Origin of the sequence: Avibacterium gallinarum, assembly GCF_002921135.1 — a bacterium.
Lineage (GTDB): Bacteria > Pseudomonadota > Gammaproteobacteria > Enterobacterales > Pasteurellaceae > Avibacterium > Avibacterium gallinarum.
In genome coordinates this window covers 244132-265043 of the sequence record NZ_PQVJ01000011.1, presented here as the reverse complement: position 1 = coordinate 265043, position 20912 = coordinate 244132, and the positions used below count along the sequence as shown (strand labels likewise).

The 20912-nt window shown below is 39.7% G+C and carries 23 protein-coding genes, 2 tRNA genes and 2 riboswitches; of the genes, 13 read left to right on the top strand and 12 right to left on the bottom strand.

Annotated elements, in window-relative coordinates; genetic code table 11:
• Positions 1-331 precede the first annotated feature (331 nt).
• The 3 genes from C3007_RS04775 to dnaQ form a co-directional block, all read right to left on the bottom strand.
• Positions 332-408, bottom strand: a tRNA-Asp gene (locus C3007_RS04775).
• Positions 409-427: 19 nt separating this feature from the next.
• A tRNA-Asp gene (locus tag C3007_RS04770) sits at positions 428-504 on the bottom strand.
• Positions 505-591: 87 nt separating this feature from the next.
• Positions 592-1359, bottom strand: a complete 768-nt coding sequence (gene dnaQ / locus C3007_RS04765) for a DNA polymerase III subunit epsilon (protein WP_103853347.1) — start codon at positions 1357-1359, stop codon at positions 592-594.
• 81 nt (positions 1360-1440) lie between these two features.
• Between dnaQ and rnhA the strand changes: the two genes are divergently transcribed.
• Positions 1441-1905 (top strand): ribonuclease HI, encoded by a 465-nt coding sequence (gene rnhA / locus C3007_RS04760; RefSeq protein WP_103853346.1) that lies wholly within the window; start codon positions 1441-1443, stop codon positions 1903-1905.
• A gap of 58 nt (positions 1906-1963) precedes the next feature.
• Here rnhA and manA read toward each other — a convergent pair whose 3' ends face one another.
• From manA to manX, 5 genes are all read right to left on the bottom strand, one after another.
• Positions 1964-3175: a mannose-6-phosphate isomerase, class I gene (gene manA, locus C3007_RS04755; protein WP_172459843.1), complete on the bottom strand. Its 1212-nt coding sequence runs from the start codon at positions 3173-3175 to the stop codon at positions 1964-1966.
• Positions 3176-3177: 2 nt separating this feature from the next.
• Entirely contained in the window at positions 3178-3732 is a 555-nt protein-coding gene (locus tag C3007_RS04750; protein WP_103853344.1) for a DUF986 family protein, read from the bottom strand.
• A gap of 94 nt (positions 3733-3826) precedes the next feature.
• Positions 3827-4663 (bottom strand): PTS mannose transporter subunit IID, encoded by an 837-nt coding sequence (locus tag C3007_RS04745; RefSeq protein ID WP_017807081.1) that lies wholly within the window; start codon positions 4661-4663, stop codon positions 3827-3829.
• Between the two features lie 14 nt (positions 4664-4677).
• Positions 4678-5481, bottom strand: coding sequence for a PTS mannose/fructose/sorbose transporter subunit IIC (locus C3007_RS04740; protein ID WP_017807082.1), 804 nt, complete (start codon positions 5479-5481; stop codon positions 4678-4680).
• Between the two features lie 12 nt (positions 5482-5493).
• Positions 5494-6477 (bottom strand): PTS mannose transporter subunit IIAB, encoded by a 984-nt coding sequence (gene manX / locus C3007_RS04735; protein ID WP_103853343.1) that lies wholly within the window; start codon positions 6475-6477, stop codon positions 5494-5496.
• Positions 6478-6875: 398 nt separating this feature from the next.
• On the opposite strand from manX, the gene C3007_RS04730 reads away from it, so the two are divergent.
• The 10 genes from C3007_RS04730 (at position 6876) to C3007_RS04685 (ending at position 14406) form a co-directional block, all read left to right on the top strand.
• Positions 6876-8090, top strand: a complete 1215-nt coding sequence (locus tag C3007_RS04730) for a type II secretion system F family protein (protein WP_103853342.1) — start codon at positions 6876-6878, stop codon at positions 8088-8090.
• Positions 8087-8788 (top strand): prepilin peptidase, encoded by a 702-nt coding sequence (locus tag C3007_RS04725; protein ID WP_103853341.1) that lies wholly within the window; start codon positions 8087-8089, stop codon positions 8786-8788. The genes C3007_RS04730 and C3007_RS04725 overlap by 4 nt, the downstream gene beginning before the upstream one ends.
• A gap of 46 nt (positions 8789-8834) precedes the next feature.
• Positions 8835-9464: a dephospho-CoA kinase gene (gene coaE, locus C3007_RS04720; RefSeq protein ID WP_103853340.1), complete on the top strand. Its 630-nt coding sequence runs from the start codon at positions 8835-8837 to the stop codon at positions 9462-9464.
• Positions 9457-9660 (top strand): DNA gyrase inhibitor YacG, encoded by a 204-nt coding sequence (gene yacG, locus C3007_RS04715; RefSeq protein WP_103853339.1) that lies wholly within the window; start codon positions 9457-9459, stop codon positions 9658-9660. Before coaE ends, yacG begins: the two co-directional genes overlap by 8 nt.
• Positions 9661-9699: 39 nt before the next feature.
• Positions 9700-9966: a GNAT family N-acetyltransferase gene (locus C3007_RS04710; RefSeq protein ID WP_103853338.1), complete on the top strand. Its 267-nt coding sequence runs from the start codon at positions 9700-9702 to the stop codon at positions 9964-9966.
• Positions 9967-10256: 290 nt separating this feature from the next.
• Positions 10257-10371: riboswitch (glycine riboswitch) on the top strand.
• Positions 10372-10473: 102 nt separating this feature from the next.
• The gene (locus C3007_RS04705; protein WP_103853337.1) at positions 10474-11841 is read left to right on the top strand and encodes an alanine/glycine:cation symporter family protein; all 1368 of its coding nucleotides are present in this window, start codon (positions 10474-10476) and stop codon (positions 11839-11841) included.
• 352 nt (positions 11842-12193) lie between these two features.
• Positions 12194-12514 carry a ribosome hibernation-promoting factor, HPF/YfiA family gene (gene hpf / locus C3007_RS04700; protein WP_103853336.1) on the top strand — a complete coding sequence of 107 codons (321 nt, stop codon included), beginning with the start codon at positions 12194-12196 and terminating at the stop codon, positions 12512-12514.
• Between the two features lie 105 nt (positions 12515-12619).
• Positions 12620-12664: riboswitch (PreQ1 riboswitch) on the top strand.
• Between the two features lie 2 nt (positions 12665-12666).
• A complete protein-coding gene (gene queC / locus C3007_RS04695) occupies positions 12667-13350 on the top strand; it encodes a 7-cyano-7-deazaguanine synthase QueC (protein WP_103853335.1) in 684 nt (227 codons plus the stop codon).
• Entirely contained in the window at positions 13343-13765 is a 423-nt protein-coding gene (gene queD, locus C3007_RS04690; RefSeq protein ID WP_103853334.1) for a 6-carboxytetrahydropterin synthase QueD, read from the top strand. Before queC ends, queD begins: the two co-directional genes overlap by 8 nt.
• 14 nt (positions 13766-13779) lie before the next feature.
• A complete protein-coding gene (locus C3007_RS04685) occupies positions 13780-14406 on the top strand; it encodes a 7-carboxy-7-deazaguanine synthase QueE (protein ID WP_103853469.1) in 627 nt (208 codons plus the stop codon).
• 59 nt (positions 14407-14465) lie between these two features.
• Here C3007_RS04685 and C3007_RS04680 read toward each other — a convergent pair whose 3' ends face one another.
• From C3007_RS04680 to C3007_RS04665, 4 genes are read right to left on the bottom strand one after another with little or no spacing between them, the layout of a single operon-like run.
• Positions 14466-15113 carry an ABC transporter ATP-binding protein gene (locus tag C3007_RS04680; RefSeq protein WP_103853333.1) on the bottom strand — a complete coding sequence of 216 codons (648 nt, stop codon included), beginning with the start codon at positions 15111-15113 and terminating at the stop codon, positions 14466-14468.
• Positions 15110-15907: an ABC transporter permease gene (locus C3007_RS04675; protein WP_103853332.1), complete on the bottom strand. Its 798-nt coding sequence runs from the start codon at positions 15905-15907 to the stop codon at positions 15110-15112. The genes C3007_RS04680 and C3007_RS04675 overlap by 4 nt, the downstream gene beginning before the upstream one ends.
• Complete coding sequence (locus C3007_RS04670; RefSeq protein ID WP_103853331.1) at positions 15907-17040, bottom strand: capsule biosynthesis protein; 1134 nt, start codon at positions 17038-17040, stop codon at positions 15907-15909. The genes C3007_RS04675 and C3007_RS04670 overlap by 1 nt, the downstream gene beginning before the upstream one ends.
• Before the next feature lie 11 nt (positions 17041-17051).
• Positions 17052-18203 carry a polysaccharide biosynthesis/export family protein gene (locus C3007_RS04665; RefSeq protein WP_103853330.1) on the bottom strand — a complete coding sequence of 384 codons (1152 nt, stop codon included), beginning with the start codon at positions 18201-18203 and terminating at the stop codon, positions 17052-17054.
• 298 nt (positions 18204-18501) lie between these two features.
• Here C3007_RS04665 and wecB point away from each other — a divergent pair, with 298 nt between their 5' ends.
• A complete protein-coding gene (gene wecB / locus C3007_RS04660) occupies positions 18502-19626 on the top strand; it encodes a non-hydrolyzing UDP-N-acetylglucosamine 2-epimerase (protein ID WP_103853468.1) in 1125 nt (374 codons plus the stop codon).
• Between the two features lie 10 nt (positions 19627-19636).
• On the top strand, positions 19637-20908 hold the full coding sequence (gene wecC, locus C3007_RS04655; protein ID WP_103853329.1) for a UDP-N-acetyl-D-mannosamine dehydrogenase: 1272 nt from the start codon (positions 19637-19639) through the stop codon (positions 20906-20908).
• Positions 20909-20912: the final 4 nt, after the last annotated feature.

The following is a 20912-nucleotide window of genomic DNA, read 5'->3' as shown; positions in this document are numbered from 1 at the left end:
CATTTTTATCGGTGCTTACATTACTGGTATTTAGCATATAACACCTTTTTAGAGGAACGTTCTGAAAGACTATTATCCTTATAAACATCATTATGTTCGAGGTGTCTATGCAAGTTTGAAAGGCTATCAAAATTATCTTTTCATGTGTGAAAAATAGGTAGATTTAGACATTGAAAATTTCATTTTCTCAGGGTAAAAACTACTATTGAATCTGTGAATAAATATACTTTGGTAAGAGCCATTTAGCTATGCCATTTATTTTAGTTACTTGGACTTGATATGCTGGAACAGAACTTTGAATTGTAGGAGCATTTTTAAGATATAAAAAGATTGGCGGAACGGACGGGACTCGAACCCGCGACCCCCTGCGTGACAGGCAGGTATTCTAACCAGCTGAACTACCGCTCCGAATCTGAAAATGCTAAATTGGCGGAATGGACGGGACTCGAACCCGCGACCCCCTGCGTGACAGGCAGGTATTCTAACCAGCTGAACTACCACTCCGCATTAGCGAGAGGCATAATAATAGTGAACGAAAAGTTCGTCAAGCAATTTTTATACCCTGCTGTTTAACTGATTAATGAATGAGCGCTAATGTACGCTTTCATTCTCCGTTCGTTTTATCCATAAACAGTTTTCTTTGCTTTTGTTATTAATTAATTTTAAATAGTCTAAATGGGCTTGCTCTTCTTCTGCATCGGGTGTAATCACAGTAAAATCTTGTGAAAAAACCACCGCACTTTCAATTTGTACTTCTTCTTCAATCTGTTGTATTGGTTCTTCGGTTTCCGTATCATCAAACAAGCTTGTTTGACCACCTGTCATTGCTAAATAAACATCGCCTAGAATCTCCGCATCCAGCAATGCACCGTGTAGTGTTCGTTTACTATTATCGATATGTAAACGATCACAAAGCGCATCTAAGCTATTGCGCTTGCCGGGATATTGCTGGCGAGCCATTTGTAAGGTATCTGTAACGGTACAAATATCGCTAGTCTTCACATTGCACTTGTGTTTTTCAAATTCATAATCCATAAATCCCACATCGAAGGGCGCATTATGAATCAACAACTCAGCACCTTGAATAAACTCAATAAACTCTTGAGCCACTTCAGAGAAACTTGGTTTATCCGCTAACATATCATCAGTAATGCCGTGAACTTTAATTGCCTCAGGATCAACAGGACGATCAGGTTTAATGTACAAATGCAGCTTTCGTCCCGTATATTTGCGGTTAATCAATTCAACCGCACCGATCTCAATAATACAATGTCCCTCATAATGCGTACCAAATTGGTTCATACCAGTGGTTTCTGTATCTAGCACAATTTGACGTTCAGGGATAAGTGAAGTCGTCATAGTTTTCCTATCTCTTTATGAAATTTTGCGGTATTATCGCCCCATTTGAAAAAAAATTATAGCTAAAATTTATCTGAATTTATGTTGAAACATATTGAAATTTTCACTGATGGCTCCTGTCTAGGCAACCCCGGTGCGGGTGGCATAGGCGTTCTATTGCGTTACAAACAGCACGAAAAACAAATTTCAAAAGGTTATTTCCAAACAACAAACAACCGAATGGAGCTGAGAGCCGTTATTGAGGCTTTAGCTAGCTTAAAAGAACCTTGCCAAGTTACTCTACATAGCGATAGCCAATATATGAAAAATGGCATTACTAAGTGGATTTTTAATTGGAAAAAAAATAACTGGAAATCTAGCACAGGCAAGCCAGTGAAAAACCAAGATTTATGGTTATTGCTTGATAATGAAACACAAAGACACCAAATACATTGGCAATGGGTGAAAGGACACAGCGGGCATCGAGAAAACGAAATCTGCGATCAGCTCGCAAAACAAGGTGCAGAAAATCCAACGTTGGAAGATGTGGGGTATGAGCGTTCATAGCAGAAAGCGATGAAGTATCTTTCACCGCTTTTTGAATATTCTAAGTAAACTTTTTATTTTAGTTATCTTCGGTGGGCAATTTCGCAATCACCGCATACCCCTCTTCAATTCCTTCTATTAAATAGTCAGAATCTGCACTGATAAATGCCGATTGACCTTGTTTTAAAGAAAGTGCGGTGGAATTTTCGCTGATTTTTAGCTCGCCGCGCATTACCAATAAAATTTCGGCACTTTGTGCGTGTAAGCAGTGTTGTTCGTTTTGTTGATAGCTCACTTGGGTGAGGGCGAAATCTTTTGCTGGTGTTTGATAAGTGAATACTGGCTCATTTTTTGGTGCAACAGGGATAATTTGTGGCACGACTTCTCGGCAGTCTATCACTTTCAATAGTTCAGCAATATCAACGTGTTTTGGGGTTAAGCCGCCGCGGATAACGTTGTCAGAACAGGCCATTAATTCGATATTTTGTCCGCGTAAATAGGCATGTGGAATGCCCGCGTCTTGGAAAATGCCTTCGCCTTTTTTCACTTCCACAATGTTAAATAAGTAGAAACAGATCCGCCCCACATCAAGTTTTTCCGGGGAAATCTGCATTGCGTCCATTGTGTAAAGCACCCAATAATCAGGATTATCAAGGCTTAGCTGATTTTGTGCATAAGCGCTTTGATTGGTTTGAATAATTGGGTTGAGCCACGCCGCAAGGGCTTGCTGGTCGGCTTGCATAATGTCTGCATAAAAATCTGCTAAGGATTGTTGTGCAAGTTTTTCTGCAAGCGGGGCGAGAGAAGGGCGTGCTTGCAAGGTTTGCAGAATGGCTTGCTTGGTTTTGAATCCGTGCAATAACCAAAAATCAGACAAGGCAATCATCATTTCAGGTTTGTGATTGTTGTCTTTGTAAGTTCTTTTTGGATCGTTTAAGGCAATGCCTAGGGCATTTTCTCTTGCAAAGCCTGCTTCAGCTTGTGCTTTTGTTGGGTGAAGCTGAATGGAAAGGGGCAGTTTCACATCTAAAATTTTCAGCAAATAAGGCAAGTTATCACCAAATTGAGTTCGGCTTGCTTCCCCAAGTGCGGTGGGATTTTTCGCTAAAAATGCGTTTAGTGGCTCAGAGGTGCCATTTTCTTCAATGATTGATGGGGCAGAGCTGTGATCCCCTAGCCACCATTCGGCATAATATTGATTTTGTTCGGCTGGAATGCCCAGAAACTCAGGTAAAAATTGGTGTCCGCCCCAGACATAATGCTGGAGCTGACCATTTAATGGGTAAAGCATTGTTATTTTCCTTTTTTATTGGTTTTTTCGCTTTTATTCGTCGTGGATTTTTGTTTCGCTTGTTGCTTAGCTTGTTCTAGGGCATTTTGATCTTGCGAAATGCGGCCGCTATCTGTGAGATATTGTAGGATTTTTTCCACATCTTTAGGATTTTCAGCCACCAAAGGCACGGCTTTGCCGTTTTTTAGCACTAATTGCAAAAAGCCATTTTCACCGATATTGATGGTATTGATATAAGCATATTGCAAATAAAGATTATTTAAGAAAAAGCCTTCTTTTTTCAAAATAAACACAGGGTAGCGAATAAAGAAATGATAAATCATCAAAATACTGAACATTACTAATAAAAACATTGTGTAAGGTTCGATACCTTGTGGTAGCGCTTGATAAATCGCAACGCCAACCAGTGCGAGCATAATAATGCCTTCGATTTTCGATTTACGGCGTAAACGCACTTTTAAGATGGTTTCACCAAAGCGTTTTTCCATTATAAATTGATCGTAGAAAGCATATAAAAAATAAAGAATGATAAAAACTAATAAAGCGGTATTGATCATAGCAACGTCCGTATTCTGATTAGATAAAAAATAAACTCTCCGCGAAAGTTCGGGGAGAGTTTAATTTTAGCATTATTCTGCGTTTAAGTAACGATTAAGCAAGAATACCGGTTGCAGCACCGATAATACCGATGATGAAAATGCCCACGATAATCCATAACGCATTGACGCGGTTGCGTAATAACCACATACACGCAAAGGTAAATAGCAATGGCAATAAGCCCGGCATTAAGCTATCAAGGATAGATTGTACGGTGGTTACTTCAATCGTACCGTCTTGTTTTTCAATGGTGGAAACCACCAGTGGCACATTAATGCTTGTCCATTTTTGCACTAACGCTCCCATTATGAATAGACCGAGAATTGATGCCCCTTCAGTGAGTTTTTGCAATAAGCCCCCACTCATATCTTGCACCACATCAAGCCCTTTCTTATAGCCGTAAACTACGCCGTAATAACGAGTTGCTAAACGTACAAGGTTGAACAAAACGAAGAATAATAATGGGCCAAGGATACTTCCGCTTAATGCTAAGCCCGCACCAAGTGCCGCGAATACAGGACGAGCCGTTCCCCAGAAAATTGGATCACCTACACCTGCTAATGGCCCCATTAGACCCACTTTGATACCGTTGATTGCCGCATCATCAATTTCTTTCCCATTTGCGCGTTCTTCTTCCATTGCGATGGTTACACCAAGCACAGGTGCGGCCACGAAAGGTTGCGTGTTAAAGAATTCTAAATGGCGTTTGATTGCATCTTTGCGTTCTTGAGAATTTGGATCTGGGTATAAACGCTTGATAACAGGCACCATTGAGTAAGCAAAGCCAAGGGCTTGCATACGCTCAAAGTTCCAAGAACCTTGGAAAAGGTTAGAACGCATTACTACTTTATTTAAATCGCTTTGGGTTACTTTTTTCATTTCAGTTGTCATTTTTTCTTACCCCATTAATCTAATCTGTTATCAAGATCATTGTTGCCATTTGAAACCACTTGCACCACTTGTTTACTTTGGTTGTATTTCGGGTGAAGTTGGATATAAAGTGCTGCCATAATTGCACCTAGCACACCTAAGGCAACAAGGTTGAAATCAGTAAAGGCGGCAATCACGAAGCCTGCGTAGAAAAATGGCATTAAGTGGCCTGCACGCATCATATTGATCACCATTGCATAACCCACAACGGCGATAATTCCACCAGCAATTTTTAAGCCTGTTGTCACAACTGGCGGAATTGCATTTAACATTGCTTGCACTGCGTCTGTACCTGCGGTTAGAGCCACGATTAACGCTGGGATCGCAATACGCATTGCTTGTAAAATCAAGGCACTGCAGTGAATCCAGTCTAAGCGGTTCAAGTTACCATCTTCAATCGCACGGTCTGCTGCGTGTTGGAAACCTACGGTAATTGCACGCACCACATAGGTTAAAACCTGACCTGCTGCGGCAAGTGGAATAGCTAATGCGATCGCCGTAGTGATTTCTTGACCACCCACAATCACAAGAATGGTTGAAACCACAGAAGCTAATGCCGCATCAGGCGCAAGTGCCGCACCAATGTTCATCCAACCAAGAGCAAGTAATTCTAATGAACCACCCACAATAATCCCCGTTTTAATATCGCCTAACACTAAGCCCACAAGGGTACAAGCGATAAGTGGACGGTGAGTTTGAAATTCATCAAGAATCGATCCCATACCTGAAATACAGGCAACGATAAATACAAGAATAATTTGTAGCGTTGAAATTTCCATAATATTCATCCTTTACACAAGATTGTTTTTCTTCAATAAATCCATCATATATTGACGGCTATCATTTGATACTTTACGCACATCAAGCTCCACGCCCATTGCATCAATGGCTTTGAATGCGTCAATGTCTTTATCATCAACAGATACCGCACTGGTAATCATTTTCTTACCATCTTTATAAGCCATACCACCAATGTTGATGGATTTCATATCAACGCCAGCTTCTAGCAGTTTTAACACGTCTGTTGGATTGGTGAATAACAACATCATACGCTCGCCCGCATATTCAGGGTTGTTATAAACGCGGATCATTTTTTCCACACCCACAACGTGAGCGGTAACGCCCGGAGGGGCTACGCTTTTCAGCATTGTAGATCGTACGCTATCTTTTGCCACATCGTCATTGACTACCACAATGCGAGAAACCTTGCTTTCTTTTGTCCAGCGTGTTGCTACCTGACCGTGAATTAAGCGGTCATCAATACGCGCAAGCCCAACAACAAGATGACCTTCTTTATTTGGTGTAACCACTTCAGGTTGGCTTGGTGCAGGGGCTGCTTGAGCAACGGCTTGCGGCGCTTGCTCTGGCTCTTCTTCCACATATCTTAAAGCACGCACGCCAGTACGGCCTGTTTCTAAGGCAATCGCCACGAGTTCTTGCAAACTTGGGCCATCATCACGCGCCATAAAGGTTTCCACCAACATTGGCACGTTTACCCCAGTCACAATATCCATATTGTCTTTGCCTTCCGATACACGGTTTGCCGCATTAAACGGACTGCCGCCCCAAGTATCTACAAGGAATAAGACTTCATCACAATGTGATAGGGTTGTGCTGAGTTTTTCCTGATATTTCGCCATAATCGTTTCAGCGTTTTCGCCGGGAACAAAATCGATCGTGGCAACATTTTCTTGTTCACCAATCAACATTTCGGTCGTTTTGAGCAGTTGCTCTGCTGCCACGCCGTGCGTTGCTATGATGATCGCAATAGCCATAAGGACTCCTTATACAAGTGGTTATGGTTTAAGTACTATAAAATCAGGCGCGCATTCTAAACGAAAATACTCTAAAATAATGTGATGAAGATCACGGATTTTGCACTGCACTAAATAAAAATTGTGATTCATATCATATTTTTTATTATTTGATTAAAAAACATTCTTTTTTTGATGTGCTATATTGATTATTTTTGAAGTGAAATTTTATAAATTTTTATCTTATTGAATTTTCTCAACAAAAAATGCTTAAAAAGTAGCAGAGTATTTTTAACTTGTAAGGTGAACGTTTATTTTTGCGATCTTGATCGTAAAAATAAAGTGCGGTGGTTTTTTTGTGAGTTTTTTCAGCTAGGCTAGAGAAAGATAATCGTGATACATCAATGAATGAAGGAACAATGAAACTGTTTAATTGGCAAGCCACGAATTTTTTGCAACAAAAACAACAAGGTATGATTGTAGCAGAGAATATTGAAATAGCGCGGCAAGCCTTGTTTCAACGACAGTTGCAAAATATCAAGCTGCAACGCAACTGGCAATTTCCGCGTAAACCGAAAGCGAATGAATTGTATGAACTGATTAACCAGCTGGCGTTACTGCTGAAATCCGCCGTGCCAATTAAGCAAAGTTTGCAATTATTGCTGCAGAATTGCACAGTGATTTCTTTAAATCTCTGGCTTGGGCGATTGATAGAAGATCTTGAAAGCGGTTTAAGTTTTTCACAAGGAATTGAAAAACAAGGGAAATATTTTTCACAACAGGAACAACAGCTAATTCAAGTGGGCGAAATGACAGGCAAGCTCGCGCAAGTGTGTGAGCAAATTGCACAATATCGTCAGCAGTCGTTAATTCTGCAACGAAAAATCCAAAAAATCTTGCTTTATCCCATGTTGGTGCTAGGCATTTCCGTGCTTTTGACCTTGTTGTTGCTGATTTTTATCGTGCCACAATTTGCTGAAATGTACGGCAATAATAATGCTAGCTTACCTGCATTTACCGCATTTTTATTACATCTTTCCGAAGGATTGCAACAACATTTTTGGCAACTTGCTTTATTATTTATACTGGTTTTGCTGTTTATTCGCTTTCGTCTAAAGCGTTCGGCAAAGCTAATAAAGTGGAAAAATAGATGTATCAATAAAATGCCAGTTTTCGGTAAGATTACCCAGTTAGCCCGCCTAATTCGCTTTAGCCAAGCCCTTGCGTTAATGTTACGCTCAGGCGTGCCGTTAAATATGGCATTGCAATCTTTTTTACCAAAACAGCAAAGCTGGCAGGTGGAAAAAAGCTATGTGGCTGATCCCGTGCTAAATCAAGCGGTGGAAACGGCGTTATATTGGCTCAATCAAGGTTATCAATTTTCCGATAGCGTAGCCAGTGATTTCTTTCCAATGACAGCGCAGCAAATGCTAAAAATTGGTGAAGAAAGTGGGCAGGTAGCGCAAATGTTACAACATATTGCTGATAAATATCAGCAGGATCTCAATCATCAGGTGGATCTACTTTCTCAACTGCTTGAACCCTTGCTAATGGTGATTATTGGCGGCTTAATCGGTGCAGTGTTGCTAGGAATGTATTTACCCATTTTCAATATGGGATCGATGATCCAATGATAACGCTTGCAACATTTTTATTGGGTAGCTTCGTGGGGCTACTTATCTTTCTGTATATTGCTACTTTTGCTCAACGGCTAACTCAGAGTGTATGGCAAGATTATTGTGAACTTTTCCAGCCACAACAAAGAGAAAAGCCAATGCCGCATTCTATTTTGGAAAATAAAAAGTGCGGTGGTTTTTTGTGTTATATTTTTGCCTTTGCAGGATTGTTTGCCTTATGTAGCAAGCTTAATGCGGATCCTTATGTCGCATTATGGTGGGCGATTTGGCTGAGCTTGGTGATTTTAATCAGCATTATTGATTGGCTTTATCGATTGATTTCACCGTTATTATGCGTTTGGCTTTTCTTATGGACGCTGCTTGGCGTGCATTGGCACGTTATTCCGCTTTCGTTGGAGTGGGCTTTAGCAAGTGCGGTGGGAATTTTGTTAATTTTTTATAGTATTTGCTACATAAGCCAAATGATTTATCACAAAACAATGTTAGGCGAAGGGGATTGTTGGCTAGCGTTTGCACTTGGAGCAGGCATTTTCTGGCAAAAATTACCGCACTTTGTTTTTCTTGCTTGCTGTTATGCCATTGTTTTTTGTGGCATACAAAAATTGTGCAGGCGTGACGGACAACAAATTGCACAGCAAATTCCCTTTGCGCCGTTTTTAAGCCTTTCTGCCCTGAGCCTATTATTGCTTCGCTAAAAAAGACAGCGTATGATTTCTAGCAAAATAAATAAAGGTAGGAAAAATGAGTTATATCGTTGGCGTAACAGGCGGCATTGGCAGTGGAAAAAGCACCATTGTGGATTTATTTGCCGAGTTAGGGGCGGAAATTATTGATGCGGATATTGTGGCAAGAGAAGTGGTGGCGAAAGGAACGCCGTTGTTAGTGGAAATTGCAGCGCATTTTGGCGAAACTATTTTGCTAGATTCAGGCGAGTTAAATCGCCAAGCCTTGCGTCAAATTGTGTTTGAACGCCCTCAAGAAAAAGTGTGGTTAAATAATTTGCTTCACCCTGCCATTCGGCGTGAAATGTTACATCAGCTTGCGCAAAGCCAAGCGCCTTATGTGTTGTGGGTTGTACCGTTGTTGATCGAAAATGATCTGATGGAATTTTGTGATCGCGTGTTAGTAGTTGATGTGCTGCCAGAAACTCAGTTATTGCGCGCATCGAAGCGAGATCAAAACAAAATTACCTTGATTAAAAATATTATGGCATCGCAAGTTAGCCGAGAAAAACGCTTATCAGTCGCCGATGATGTGATGGATAACGAACCAGAATTAAGCCAAAATCTGCCTTATTTGCAGCAAAAAGTGTTAGAATTGCACCACCAATATTTACAACTTGCAAAGGAAAAAGAGAAAACCAATGGGTGAAGAAATTTTTGAAGTGCCTTGTCCTGTGTGTCAAAAAGCCGTGCCTTGGACGGCGGCAAGCCAGTATCGTCCTTTTTGTAGCAAGCGTTGCCAGCTAATTGATTTAGGTGAATGGGCAAATGAAGAAAAAGCCATTCCCTGTGAAACCGCAGATTTCGCCACGAATGAGCATTTTGGCGAAGATTGGCGTGGCTAGCTAAAAGAACGTTATTTAAGAAAGCAAGCAAAGGAAAAAATGAATATTCAACATCAACAAAATCCACAAGATGGCGAGTTTTTTGTCCTTGATGAACAAGGGCAAAAAGTGGCAAAACTCACTTATTATTTTATTGATGCACATAGCATTAATGCTAATCATACTTATGTTTCAGAGAGTTTACGCGGGCAAGGTGTGGCGGATAAACTTTATCAGGCCTTAGTGCAATTTGTGCGAGAACATCAATTAAATTTAGTGCCAAGTTGTAGCTATATTGCTAAAAAATTGCAGCGTGAAGCGCATTAATTCCCTTAAATAATTGATCGAAAAACCTATATTTTGTCTAGCAACGGTGGGCGATTAAAACGCCGTTGCAGCAATTGTCTGTCTGTTGCCTATCTATTTTCTTGTCCATTTTCTTAGACATTCCCCCGATTTTTTTAAAAGGATTGAGAAATTAAAATTATCTTGCTAAAATCCACCGCACTTTTTTACAAAAGTATGTTCGGATGAAGGTAGCTGGAGAGTAGGGAATTAACCCTGCACCGACGAGGTAAAATCTTTCAGGTGCTATTAAGTTAGCGAGGACTGTTACTGGACGAACCCTTGGAGAGATCCATTGCATTTGCAAAATGGACGCCGAAGGCGCAAAAGAGCGGTGAAATTTTCATCGTTTTTCAAACGCTCAGGCAAAAGGACAGGGGCAAGAGATTATTTCAGGTGATATAACGCGAGGCTTCGCGTTGTCTTTTTTCTATTCGCCAAACTCTTTTCGCCTCCTTGTAAACCGAGATTTTTTACGAGGAACATTCAATGTCAATCACTGAATTATTATCATCAGTTAATTCATTTATTTGGGGCCCGCCACTGTTAATTTTATTATCTGGCGTAGGGCTTTATTTCACCTTTCGTTTAGGTTTTATTCAAATTTTTCAATTGCCAAGAGCCTTAACTTATTTATTTAGAAAAGAAAAAGGCGCACAAAATGGCAAGGGCGATGTGTCTGCTTTCGCCGCCTTAAGCACTGCTTTGGCAGCCACCATTGGAACAGGAAATATTGTTGGGGTGGCAACCGCCGTACAAGCTGGCGGCCCGGGCGCAATTTTTTGGATGTGGCTAGTGGCGTTGTTTGGTATGGCGACCAAATATGCAGAATGTTTATTGGCGGTGAAATATCGCATTATTGATAAACGCGGATTTATTGCTGGCGGCCCGATGTACTACATTGAACGTGGGTTAGGCATCAAATGGCTAGCAAAAATGTTTGCCATTTGCGGGATTTTGGTGGCATTTTTCGGCATTGGTACATTTCCACAAGTGCAAGCTATCACGCACGCGATGCAAGATACTTTCCATATTCCTGTGGAAATAATGGCGCCGATCATCACGCTACTTGTTGCTTCAATTATTCTTGGTGGTATTAAGCGGATTTCTTCTGTCGCAGCGATTGTCGTGCCGTTTATGGCGATGCTTTATGTGCTGACTTCAATTGTGATCATCATCTTAAATTGGAAACACGTTCCTGTAGCGCTCAGTTTAATTGTGGAAAGTGCGTTTAATCCGCAATCAGCACTTGGCGGTGCATTAGGTTATACCGTAATGAAAGCCATTCAATCGGGCGTGGCGCGTGGTATTTTCTCTAATGAATCAGGTTTAGGTAGCGCGCCTATTGCAGCGGCTGCAGCACAAACTAAAGAGCCTGCACGTCAGGGCTTGATTTCAATGACAGGAACGTTTTTGGATACGCTTATTGTTTGTACGATGACTGGCGTTGTGATTGTGCTAACTGGGGCGTGGCAAGCGCCAGAAGCAGGGGCGGCGGTAACTAATCTTGCGTTCTCCAAAGGACTTGGTACAGCAGCGGGCGGAACGATTGTTACCCTTGGATTATTATTCTTCGCATTCACCACGATTTTAGGTTGGTGTTATTATGGCGAGCGCTGTTTTGTTTATTTAGCAGGGGTAAAAGGAGTAAAATTCTACCGTTTTATCTTTATTGTGCTAGTAGGCTGTGGCGCGTTTATTCACCTTGAAACTATTTGGATCTTGGCAGATATTGTCAACGGATTAATGGCATTCCCAAATCTTGTCGCCCTAATTGGTCTGCGCAAGGTGGTGTTCGAAGAAACTAGGAACTATTTTCAACGTTTAAGCATTGCTCATCGAGATGCTGATGATTAGGAAAAGTTAAATAGACATCGGCTATTTTAGGCACAGTAAAAATGATCATTTACTGTGCTTTTTTATCTAAAATAAAAAAGGAAGCGGATTGCACTTCAGTCAAATATTATGTAAAGAATGGAAAATTATTGCTTAAAAGGGAGGAGTTCAGAAACACTAACCCCTGAATGATAGCAACTTTTTCATAAAATAAAAGTATCTTTTTTCAAATCTTCTACTTAGATCATAAATTTGCATTTTTCTTTTTTATTCTTCAATAAAGCCCTTGAAAAGTTCGCCTAACAGAGCTATGTTGTAGCCATAAGGTTTCACACAAGTAGAAATACTTACAATCAAAAGAGAGGTAAATGCTATGACTCTAAATATCACAAGTAAACAAATGGACATCACCCCTGCAATCCGCGCTCACATTGAAGAAAAACTTGCTAAATTAGGAAAATGGCAAACTCAACTGATTAATCCTCATTTCATTTTAAATAAAGTACCAAAAGGCTTTGCGGTGGAGGCTTCTATCGGCACGCCATTTGGTGATTTGTTCGCAAGTAGCGAATCGGAGGATATGTATAAAGCAATTAATGAAGTAGAAGAAAAACTTGAACGCCAACTCAATAAATTGCAACATAAAAGTGAGTCTCGCCGTGCAGAGGAACGCTTAAAAGATTCATTTCATTAAAAACTTTTCCATTTTAGCCCGCACTTTTGCGGGCTTTTTCTTTGTCTAAGCCCGCCTTTATTGTACAATACCGCCCTTATTTCGTTGGCTGAATCAAATTCAGCTGTAACCGTGGTTCGCAACCCTCCCACGCAAAAAAACTAGGACATCTTATGACAACATTCAAAAATCACAATCGCAAAGCGGTTGTTATCTTTTCTGGTGGGCAAGATTCCACTACCTGCTTAATTCAAGCCATTGGCGATTATGGCGTAGAAAATGTGGAAACCGTAACCTTTCATTACGGTCAGCGCCACGCCATTGAATTAGAAAAAGCCAAATGGATCGCGCAAGATCTTGGGGTAAAACAAACTTTCATTGATACTTCTGTGATTAAAGCAATCACCTCAAATGCTCTAATGAACGAAAATGCAGAAATCAAGCAAGAAAAAGACGAGCTGCCAAACACCTTTGTGGACGGGCGTAACGCCTTATTTTTGCTTTACACCGCCATTTATGCCAAAGGGCAAGGTATTTCTGACATTATCACTGGCGTGTGCGAAACGGATTTCAGTGGCTACCCTGATTGCCGTGATGTGTTCATCAAATCAATGAACGTTACCCTGAATTTAGCGATGGATTACAATTTTAATCTTCGCACGCCGTTGATGTATCTCACCAAAGCGCAAACTTGGGCGTTGGCAGATAGCCTAGGTGCGCTGGATTATGTTCGCAATCATACGCACACTTGTTATCAGGGCGTGGACGGCGGTTGTGGCGAATGTCCAAGCTGCGTATTACGCAATAAAGGTTTAGACGAATATTTAAAACAAAAAAGTGCGGTGCAAAATGTTTAAAGTTTCTAAAGAATTCAGTTTTGATATGGCGCATTTGTTGGATGGACACGATGGCAAATGCCAAAACCTGCACGGCCACACTTATAAATTACAAGTGGAAGTGCAAGGGGAGCTGCACGCCAGCGGGGCAAAAAAAGGAATGGTGATGGATTTTTCTGATCTCAAACAGATCGTAAAAGAACAGATTCTCACCCCAATGGATCACGCCTTTATTTATGATGAAACCAGCGAGCGCGAAAGTAAAATTGCACGGCTATTGCAAGATCTCAATTCCAAAACCTTTGCAATGCCTACTCGCACCACCGCAGAAGAAATGGCACGTTTTATTTTTCAACGCTTAAGCGCACACTTGCCGATTAGCGCCATTCGCTTATGGGAAACGCCTACTTCATTTTGTGAATATCGGGAAAATTAATGGCAGGCAAATTAATGGCAGAATTGATTTCTAATCCAAGCTATCCCATTGTAGAAATTTTCCAAAGCCTGCAAGGGGAAGGGGCAAATACAGGCATGCCAAGCATTTTTATCCGCTTCGGCAAATGCAACTTGGCCTGTCCTTGGTGCGATACGCCTTACAATGATTTTGAACCGTGGTCATTACAGCAAATCTTAGCTAAAGTGCGGTCATTTTCGGCGAAAAATATTATCATCACGGGGGGCGAACCCACCATTCAGCCACAGCTGAGCTTATTACTTGATCAACTTAAGACAGAGGGCTATTTTCTTGCCATTGAAACCAATGGATTAAAACCCGTTCCTGCACAAATTGATTATATTGCCACCAGTCCAAAACGAGAGTATGCGCAAAAATATCGCCAACGCTGCATTACACAAGCCAATGAAGTACGCATTGTGGCAGATGCCGATGTACAAGAATTTTGTGCGTTAATCGAAAACCAGATTCAAGCGCAGCATTACTACCTTTCCCCTTGTGAAAACAACGGCGAAATGAATTTGCTCCACACCATCACGCAATTAGGCTTGCTAAACCAACGTCCAAATAAACCGAAATGGCAGTTGAGCATTCAAACGCACAAGCTGATTGGAATTGAATAAAATTTGATAAAAAAAGACCGCACTTTATAAAGTGCGGTTATTTTTTTGAAAAGTTTTAATTATTGTTGATTGTAATATTTATAGGCTTCATCAATAGAAGGGAAATCTAATAATTTGCCTTTTTCTAACACCTTAGCATTATCACAATACTCACGGATTGCCGAAGGGCTGTGAGAAACGAGAATAATAGAGCGATCTTTGCGTTTTTCAAAAAGTTCATAACGACATTTATCACTAAATCGCGAATCCCCTACGGCAATCACTTCATCAATAAGATAGCAGTCAAATTCTACAGATAAGGATAACGCAAAGGCTAAACGTGCTTTCATTCCCGAAGAATAGCTTTTCACTGGCTCATAAAGATAATTGCCTAATTCTGAAAACTCTTCGGTAAAGGCTTTTACATAGTCAATATCGGCATTATAAATACGACAAATAAAGCGCAAATTGTCCATTCCCGTTAAACTACCTTGGAATGCGCCACTAAAGGCGAGTGGCCAAGAGATGCTCATTTCACGGCGAATTGAGCCTGATGTTGGCGCTTCGACACCACTCATTAAACGAATTAGGGTTGATTTTCCTGCACCGTTGCGTCCCAAGATGCCAACTTTTTCCCCTTTCTCAAGTTTAAAATTAATATCATTTAAAACAGTTACTGGGCCTGTTCTTGTATGATATTTCTTATAAACATTTTCTACACTGATCATCTTGCGTTAATCCTATTACTAAAACTGCGTACCATTAATAATCCAATTAAAAGCATTATTAAATCACAGGTAAGAAGGTAGCCAGGGGATTCCATTGTTACAACGCTTGAACCAAAATAACCGTGCCTAAACATTTCTGTACCGTGAATCATTGGAAACCATAGCAGCATAGATTGCACATTACTAGGCAAACTGCTTACTAAAAAGAATGCGCCCGAAATAGGAAACATCAAGAATGTTAATGTTCCCCAGATCTTGCCAAAAAATTCTAAATAATAAGCTAGTGAGCAAATAATTAAACCTAGACCAATGGCAAACAGCGCCATTAAGAACCAAGCAAAAAGCATATATAGCACATCGCTTGGCATTTCAACCCAGCCGATTATCACAAGAAAGGCAAGCATTAAAATCTGTGCAACGGTCGCCCCCATAATTTCCAATGTCATTCTAGAAAAAAGCGTATCTAAAGGGCGAACATTACGGTGATATAACAACGCCATATTAGCATCAATTGCACCAATTGCTCTATTTGAGGCATTACGCCACATCATCAATAAGGGATAGCCTGTGATCGCAAAAGCAACAATATTTAGTGTAGAAAACCTATCTGCCCTAAAAAAGTGCCACATTAATACAATCACAAGGGTCATCATAAAGGGTTCGACAAATAGCCATAAGAACCCTAAATTTTTACGCCCATAACGAGTAATTATTTCGCGTAACAATAATGCTTTCAGCACTCGCCACTGAATTTGAAATGATTCTCGCAATGAAGTTTGTTCGCCATACTGCATTAGTTTTTATGCTCTCTCACACCTGCTAATAATAGTGTTAATACACCATAAAGCACCAAGCCAAGAATTAACGTTGCCAAAATATTGTATAAACGATGCGGCTCTAAGGCTAAATCTGGACGATTCGGCTTAGCAATAATTTCCAAATATAGCTGCTGTCTGCCTGCTTCTTCTTTTGCGCTTTGCAAAGCGGACATCGCTGCAGTTAATTGCTGTTTCGCTAAGGTATCATCTAAAATCAAACGTTGATACTCAGAAGATTGGGTGGTTAAAGATTTCTTCCCTTCAAACACCACATCTAATTGCTGTGATAACTCTTCTCGAATACTTTTTTGTCTTGCTCTTAACACTTTAACCTGAGGGTTATTTGGTGATAATGCTCTGACTTGATCAAGCTGAGTTTGAATGGAAATTAATTCATTTTGTAATTTCTGTACCAAAGTTAAAACTGATTCTGACTGGCTTGCCACATCAAAAATTTCATTTTTAACACGATATTGGCTTAACGCGACAGAAGTTTCAGTTAAATGATTCTCTGCTTCATTAACGGATTGTTCTGCAAATTTAATGGTATCCCTACGCGCTCGATCATTAAGCTGATTCACTAATTTCTCAGCGAGATTGAGCAAGGCATTATTAATTTCTTGCGCTGATGCCGCATCAAAAGTACGCACCCTTAATGTTGCAATACCCGATAATGAATCAATGCTAATTGATAGGTGATCGCGAAAATATTGATAGAACGCTTCTTGGGAGTCGAATAATCCTAGTGGATCAAAACGACTGAAAAAATCCCCTTCGTCATAATATTTTCTAAGCGGCAAATCAGTTTCTAAGGTGCTTAAGGCATTGCGAGAACGCATAAACTCTTGCACCGTGAAAGTATCATCTTGAGAACGTGCAAAGCCGATACTTTGCAATAATGCGCCCATTCCGCCTAAACTAGCCTGACTACGTGAAGAACGCACAATAAAGCTAGATTCAGAAATATAGACATCTGAAGCCCAGATCGAAAAATAAAAAATCGAACAGAAGGTAGGAATAATCACCGTTATCCACAATAGTGGATTAAGTTTCTTTAAATTCAATTTTTTCTTACGTCTTGCAATAGGCTGATCAATATTTTGTTCCATTTTTTATACACCTACATCTTATTAATACTATTTATGGTAGATAGTGCTGGATTTACTGTTCCAAAGATCATACGAATAAATTTTTGGTATTCAGCTAATGGTGCATTAGATACATAAACAATATCTTTATCTTTAATTGGAAATTGTTGAATCCAAAACATTGATTGAGGTTCAAGTAAATTCGCTTGATATACTGTCGGAATTTTCATTCCGTTGTGATACCCCTTGGCTTGCCATTCATTTTGTTTATTTAATGACATTTCTTCAAATGGAACGTAACGGAAGATAAATACGCCTCTTGGATCTGCGCGATCATCATTTAATCCACCTAAACGACCGATTGCTTCAGCTAAAGTTAAACCTTCTGCTGAAAAACGAATTTCTTTACTATTTCCTACCGCTCCCATTGCAGTAAAGGAAAGTGGATTATTTATTAAGCTTAGGACATCACCAGAACGCAAAAGAATATTCTCTTGCGGCTCGCGTGCTAATTTTGCTAAAGAAATGGTTTTTACTTGGTTATTTCGGGTAAGTTGCACGGCAATATCTTGTAACTCTCCACTTGTACCACCTGCTGCGGTTACAGCATCTAATACACGTTCACCGTAAGTTGTTAAAGGCATACGCACAGCTGATGATTTAGTTAGTACCGTTACATTTGCAGAATTATTTTTTACAACACGCACAATCGCCTGTGGTTGATTCGCAATAGATTGTAAACGATTGACAATATCAGTTTGAATTTGCTCTGGTGTTTTTCCTGCTACACGCAAAGAACCAACAAATGGAATGGTAACGCGTCCATTATTGCTGACCATTTGCTCCGGCAAGCGAGTGCTTTGACTAGATGAAACCCCACTTTCATCTAACACACTACCAAACAAAATCGCTGGTGGTGCTTCCCAAAGGGTAATATCAAGCAAATCACCAGAACTTACCACACCTTGGTAACGTTGCTTAGAAGAACCTAACTGTTTAAAAGATTGAACTTGAAAAGGCGTATCGCCTACAACCTTGTCATCTAACTTAATTAATTGAACAGTAGGGACATTAGTATTTTGCTGTTCCACTTTTTCAATGCTGCCTTTATCTGGGCCTGAATTGGGTAAGTTGGCGCAGGACACTAACAAACAGCAACTGACTGCAATAATATGTTTACGCATATGTTTTCCTTAGAGTCTTTATGTAAGATATTTATCACCACAAATCTCCTATAGTGAGGAGAAATAAAAATGGCCAGTCATATTAGTATAATACATAAATATAATTTATGGCGCATTTTTCTCATCTATCCAAAACAAAATCGTATTAGACGAGAGATTGAAGCTGTATCTTGACATTAACTAATATGAAGAACATTTTAACCATAAATAAATCTAATTTATAGAATTGATAAAATAATTCCATTACTATAAAATACAGGAATTTTGTTGGAAGAATAGCATGGGGAACCTTAATTACATGAAAGTATTAACAGTCTTTGGAACTAGGCCAGAAGCGATAAAAATGGCGCCATTGGTGCATGAGTTAAAGCGCCATTCAAATATCATTTCTAAAGTTTGTGTAACTGCACAGCATAGGGAAATGTTAGATCAAGTACTAAATTTATTTGATATCCAACCTGATTATGATCTGGATGTCATGCAGAAAAAGCAGACATTAGAACAAATCACAACATCTATTATTGAAGGTCTATCTCCAATATTAGATGATTTTAAGCCTGATTTTGTACTTGTTCATGGGGATACAACAACAACTTTTGCAACAAGTCTCGCGGCATTCTATAAAAGAATAAAGATCGGTCATGTTGAAGCAGGGCTAAGAACTGGCAATTTATACTCTCCTTGGCCAGAAGAAGCTAATCGCTGTTTGACCTCGGTATTATCCACTCTCCATTTTTCACCAACCGTTGGTTCCAAAAATAATCTTCTTAAGGAAAACATTGATGAAAATAAAATCTTTGTTACAGGTAATACTGTTATAGATGCATTACTGGAAGTTAGAGAAAAATTGAACGATGTAAACATCAAAGCACAAATGGAATCTTTGTTTCCGTTTGTTAATAAGAATGATGAACAATCTAAGCTGATTTTAATCACGGCTCATCGTCGTGAAAATCATGGTAATGGCATTAAAAATATAGCTAAAGCAATTCACCTACTAGCTGATAAATATCCACAACTACAATTCGTACTACCACTACACTTAAATCCTGCTGTACGTAATACCTTTGAGGAATTTTTATCAGATCATCCAAACATTCATCTTATTGAGCCTCAAGAATATTTACCTTTCACTTATCTAATGTCAAATGCTCATATTATTCTGAGTGACTCTGGTGGAATCCAAGAAGAAGCGCCTACATTAGGAAAACCAGTTTTAGTATTACGTGATACTACTGAACGTCCTGCGGCAGTAGAAGCTGGCACGGTAAGGCTTGTAGGAACAAATATTGATTCCATTGTTGAAGAATTCTCTAAGTTAATGGATAATCCTAAAGAATACCAAAGTATGTCAGAAGCAAAAAATCCATATGGTGATGGTACATCGGCAAAGCAGATTGTTAATACATTATTAAAATATTAAGGAAAAAAATATGAGTCAAAAAATTATTTCTGTTATTGGTTTAGGTTATATTGGACTACCTGCCGCTGCTATGTTTGCAACTAATGGTGCGAAAGTAATTGGGGTCGATGTTAATCAACATGCGGTTGATACAATTAACCAGGGGCAAATCCATATCGTGGAACCAGGACTGCAAGAGATTGTCTCCAAAGCAGTATCTAGTGGGCAACTATATGCAACTACTAAACCGGAACCTGCTGATGCGTTTGTTATTGCAGTACCAACTCCCTTTAAAGGTGATCATGAACCTGATCTAAGCTATATTGAAGCCGTTTCTAAAGCATTAGCTCCCGTCTTAAAGAAAGGAGATACTATTATTTTAGAATCAACTTCTCCAGTAGGTACAACTGAACAGCTAGTTAATTGGCTATCGGAAGCTCGACCTGAATTAAAATTCCCCCATGAATCAGATAATGATGAGCCTGATATCTATGTAGCTTACTGTCCTGAACGTGTATTACCGGGACAAGTGATTAAAGAGCTTGTAGAAAATGATCGAATCATTGGTGGAATTACAGACATTTGTTCAGAAAAAGCGATTGAAATTTACAAAATCTTTGTCCAAGGTGAATTAGTAAAAACTAATGCCAGAACCGCAGAAATGAGTAAATTAACAGAAAATGCCTTTCGCGATGTAAATATTGCCTTTGCAAATGAACTTTCTTTAATTTCAGACCGCTTAAATATCAATGTATGGGAACTAATTTCTTTAGCAAATCGCCACCCTAGAGTTAATATTTTACAGCCTGGTTGTGGAGTGGGCGGACATTGCATTGCTGTAGATCCTTGGTTTATTGTTGATAAAACACCAGATCTAGCAAAAATGGTGAAATCTGCTCGCGAAGTAAATGATAGTAAGCCTGAATGGGTGATTAATCAAGTGAAAGAGTCAGTAGAAAAAGTTGCAAGACGAACTGGTAGAGCTATTAATGATCTGTCTATCGTATGTTATGGATTAGCATTTAAACCTGATATTGATGATTTACGTGAAAGCCCAGCATTAATGATTACGGAAAAACTCATGGAGCTTTACCCTAATCAAGTTTTCGCCGTTGAGCCTAATTACCATGAGGGTACAGAGCATCATGGTGAAAAAGAAATTCATTTGATAGATTATAAAGATAGCCAGCAAGTAGCAGATGTTGCTGTGCTATTGGTTAACCATAAAGAATTTATGGAAGATAAACCACATTTTGCAGAGCATGTTACTATTGTTGATACAAAAGGAATTTGGTTGGTTTAATTTC

Coding starts and splice junctions, on each gene's coding strand:
- dnaQ (WP_103853347.1), bottom strand. CDS start 1,359: ATGACGACTTCACTTATCCCTGAACGTCAAATTGTGCTAGATACAGAA.
- rnhA (WP_103853346.1), top strand. CDS start 1,441: ATGTTGAAACATATTGAAATTTTCACTGATGGCTCCTGTCTAGGCAAC.
- manA (WP_172459843.1), bottom strand. CDS start 3,175: ATGCTTTACCCATTAAATGGTCAGCTCCAGCATTATGTCTGGGGCGGA.
- C3007_RS04750 (WP_103853344.1), bottom strand. CDS start 3,732: ATGATCAATACCGCTTTATTAGTTTTTATCATTCTTTATTTTTTATAT.
- C3007_RS04745 (WP_017807081.1), bottom strand. CDS start 4,663: ATGACAACTGAAATGAAAAAAGTAACCCAAAGCGATTTAAATAAAGTA.
- C3007_RS04740 (WP_017807082.1), bottom strand. CDS start 5,481: ATGGAAATTTCAACGCTACAAATTATTCTTGTATTTATCGTTGCCTGT.
- manX (WP_103853343.1), bottom strand. CDS start 6,477: ATGGCTATTGCGATCATCATAGCAACGCACGGCGTGGCAGCAGAGCAA.
- C3007_RS04730 (WP_103853342.1), top strand. CDS start 6,876: ATGAAACTGTTTAATTGGCAAGCCACGAATTTTTTGCAACAAAAACAA.
- C3007_RS04725 (WP_103853341.1), top strand. CDS start 8,087: ATGATAACGCTTGCAACATTTTTATTGGGTAGCTTCGTGGGGCTACTT.
- coaE (WP_103853340.1), top strand. CDS start 8,835: ATGAGTTATATCGTTGGCGTAACAGGCGGCATTGGCAGTGGAAAAAGC.
- yacG (WP_103853339.1), top strand. CDS start 9,457: ATGGGTGAAGAAATTTTTGAAGTGCCTTGTCCTGTGTGTCAAAAAGCC.
- C3007_RS04710 (WP_103853338.1), top strand. CDS start 9,700: ATGAATATTCAACATCAACAAAATCCACAAGATGGCGAGTTTTTTGTC.
- C3007_RS04705 (WP_103853337.1), top strand. CDS start 10,474: ATGTCAATCACTGAATTATTATCATCAGTTAATTCATTTATTTGGGGC.
- hpf (WP_103853336.1), top strand. CDS start 12,194: ATGACTCTAAATATCACAAGTAAACAAATGGACATCACCCCTGCAATC.
- queC (WP_103853335.1), top strand. CDS start 12,667: ATGACAACATTCAAAAATCACAATCGCAAAGCGGTTGTTATCTTTTCT.
- queD (WP_103853334.1), top strand. CDS start 13,343: ATGTTTAAAGTTTCTAAAGAATTCAGTTTTGATATGGCGCATTTGTTG.
- C3007_RS04685 (WP_103853469.1), top strand. CDS start 13,780: ATGGCAGAATTGATTTCTAATCCAAGCTATCCCATTGTAGAAATTTTC.
- C3007_RS04680 (WP_103853333.1), bottom strand. CDS start 15,113: ATGATCAGTGTAGAAAATGTTTATAAGAAATATCATACAAGAACAGGC.
- C3007_RS04675 (WP_103853332.1), bottom strand. CDS start 15,907: ATGCAGTATGGCGAACAAACTTCATTGCGAGAATCATTTCAAATTCAG.
- C3007_RS04670 (WP_103853331.1), bottom strand. CDS start 17,040: ATGGAACAAAATATTGATCAGCCTATTGCAAGACGTAAGAAAAAATTG.
- C3007_RS04665 (WP_103853330.1), bottom strand. CDS start 18,203: ATGCGTAAACATATTATTGCAGTCAGTTGCTGTTTGTTAGTGTCCTGC.
- wecB (WP_103853468.1), top strand. CDS start 18,502: ATGAAAGTATTAACAGTCTTTGGAACTAGGCCAGAAGCGATAAAAATG.
- wecC (WP_103853329.1), top strand. CDS start 19,637: ATGAGTCAAAAAATTATTTCTGTTATTGGTTTAGGTTATATTGGACTA.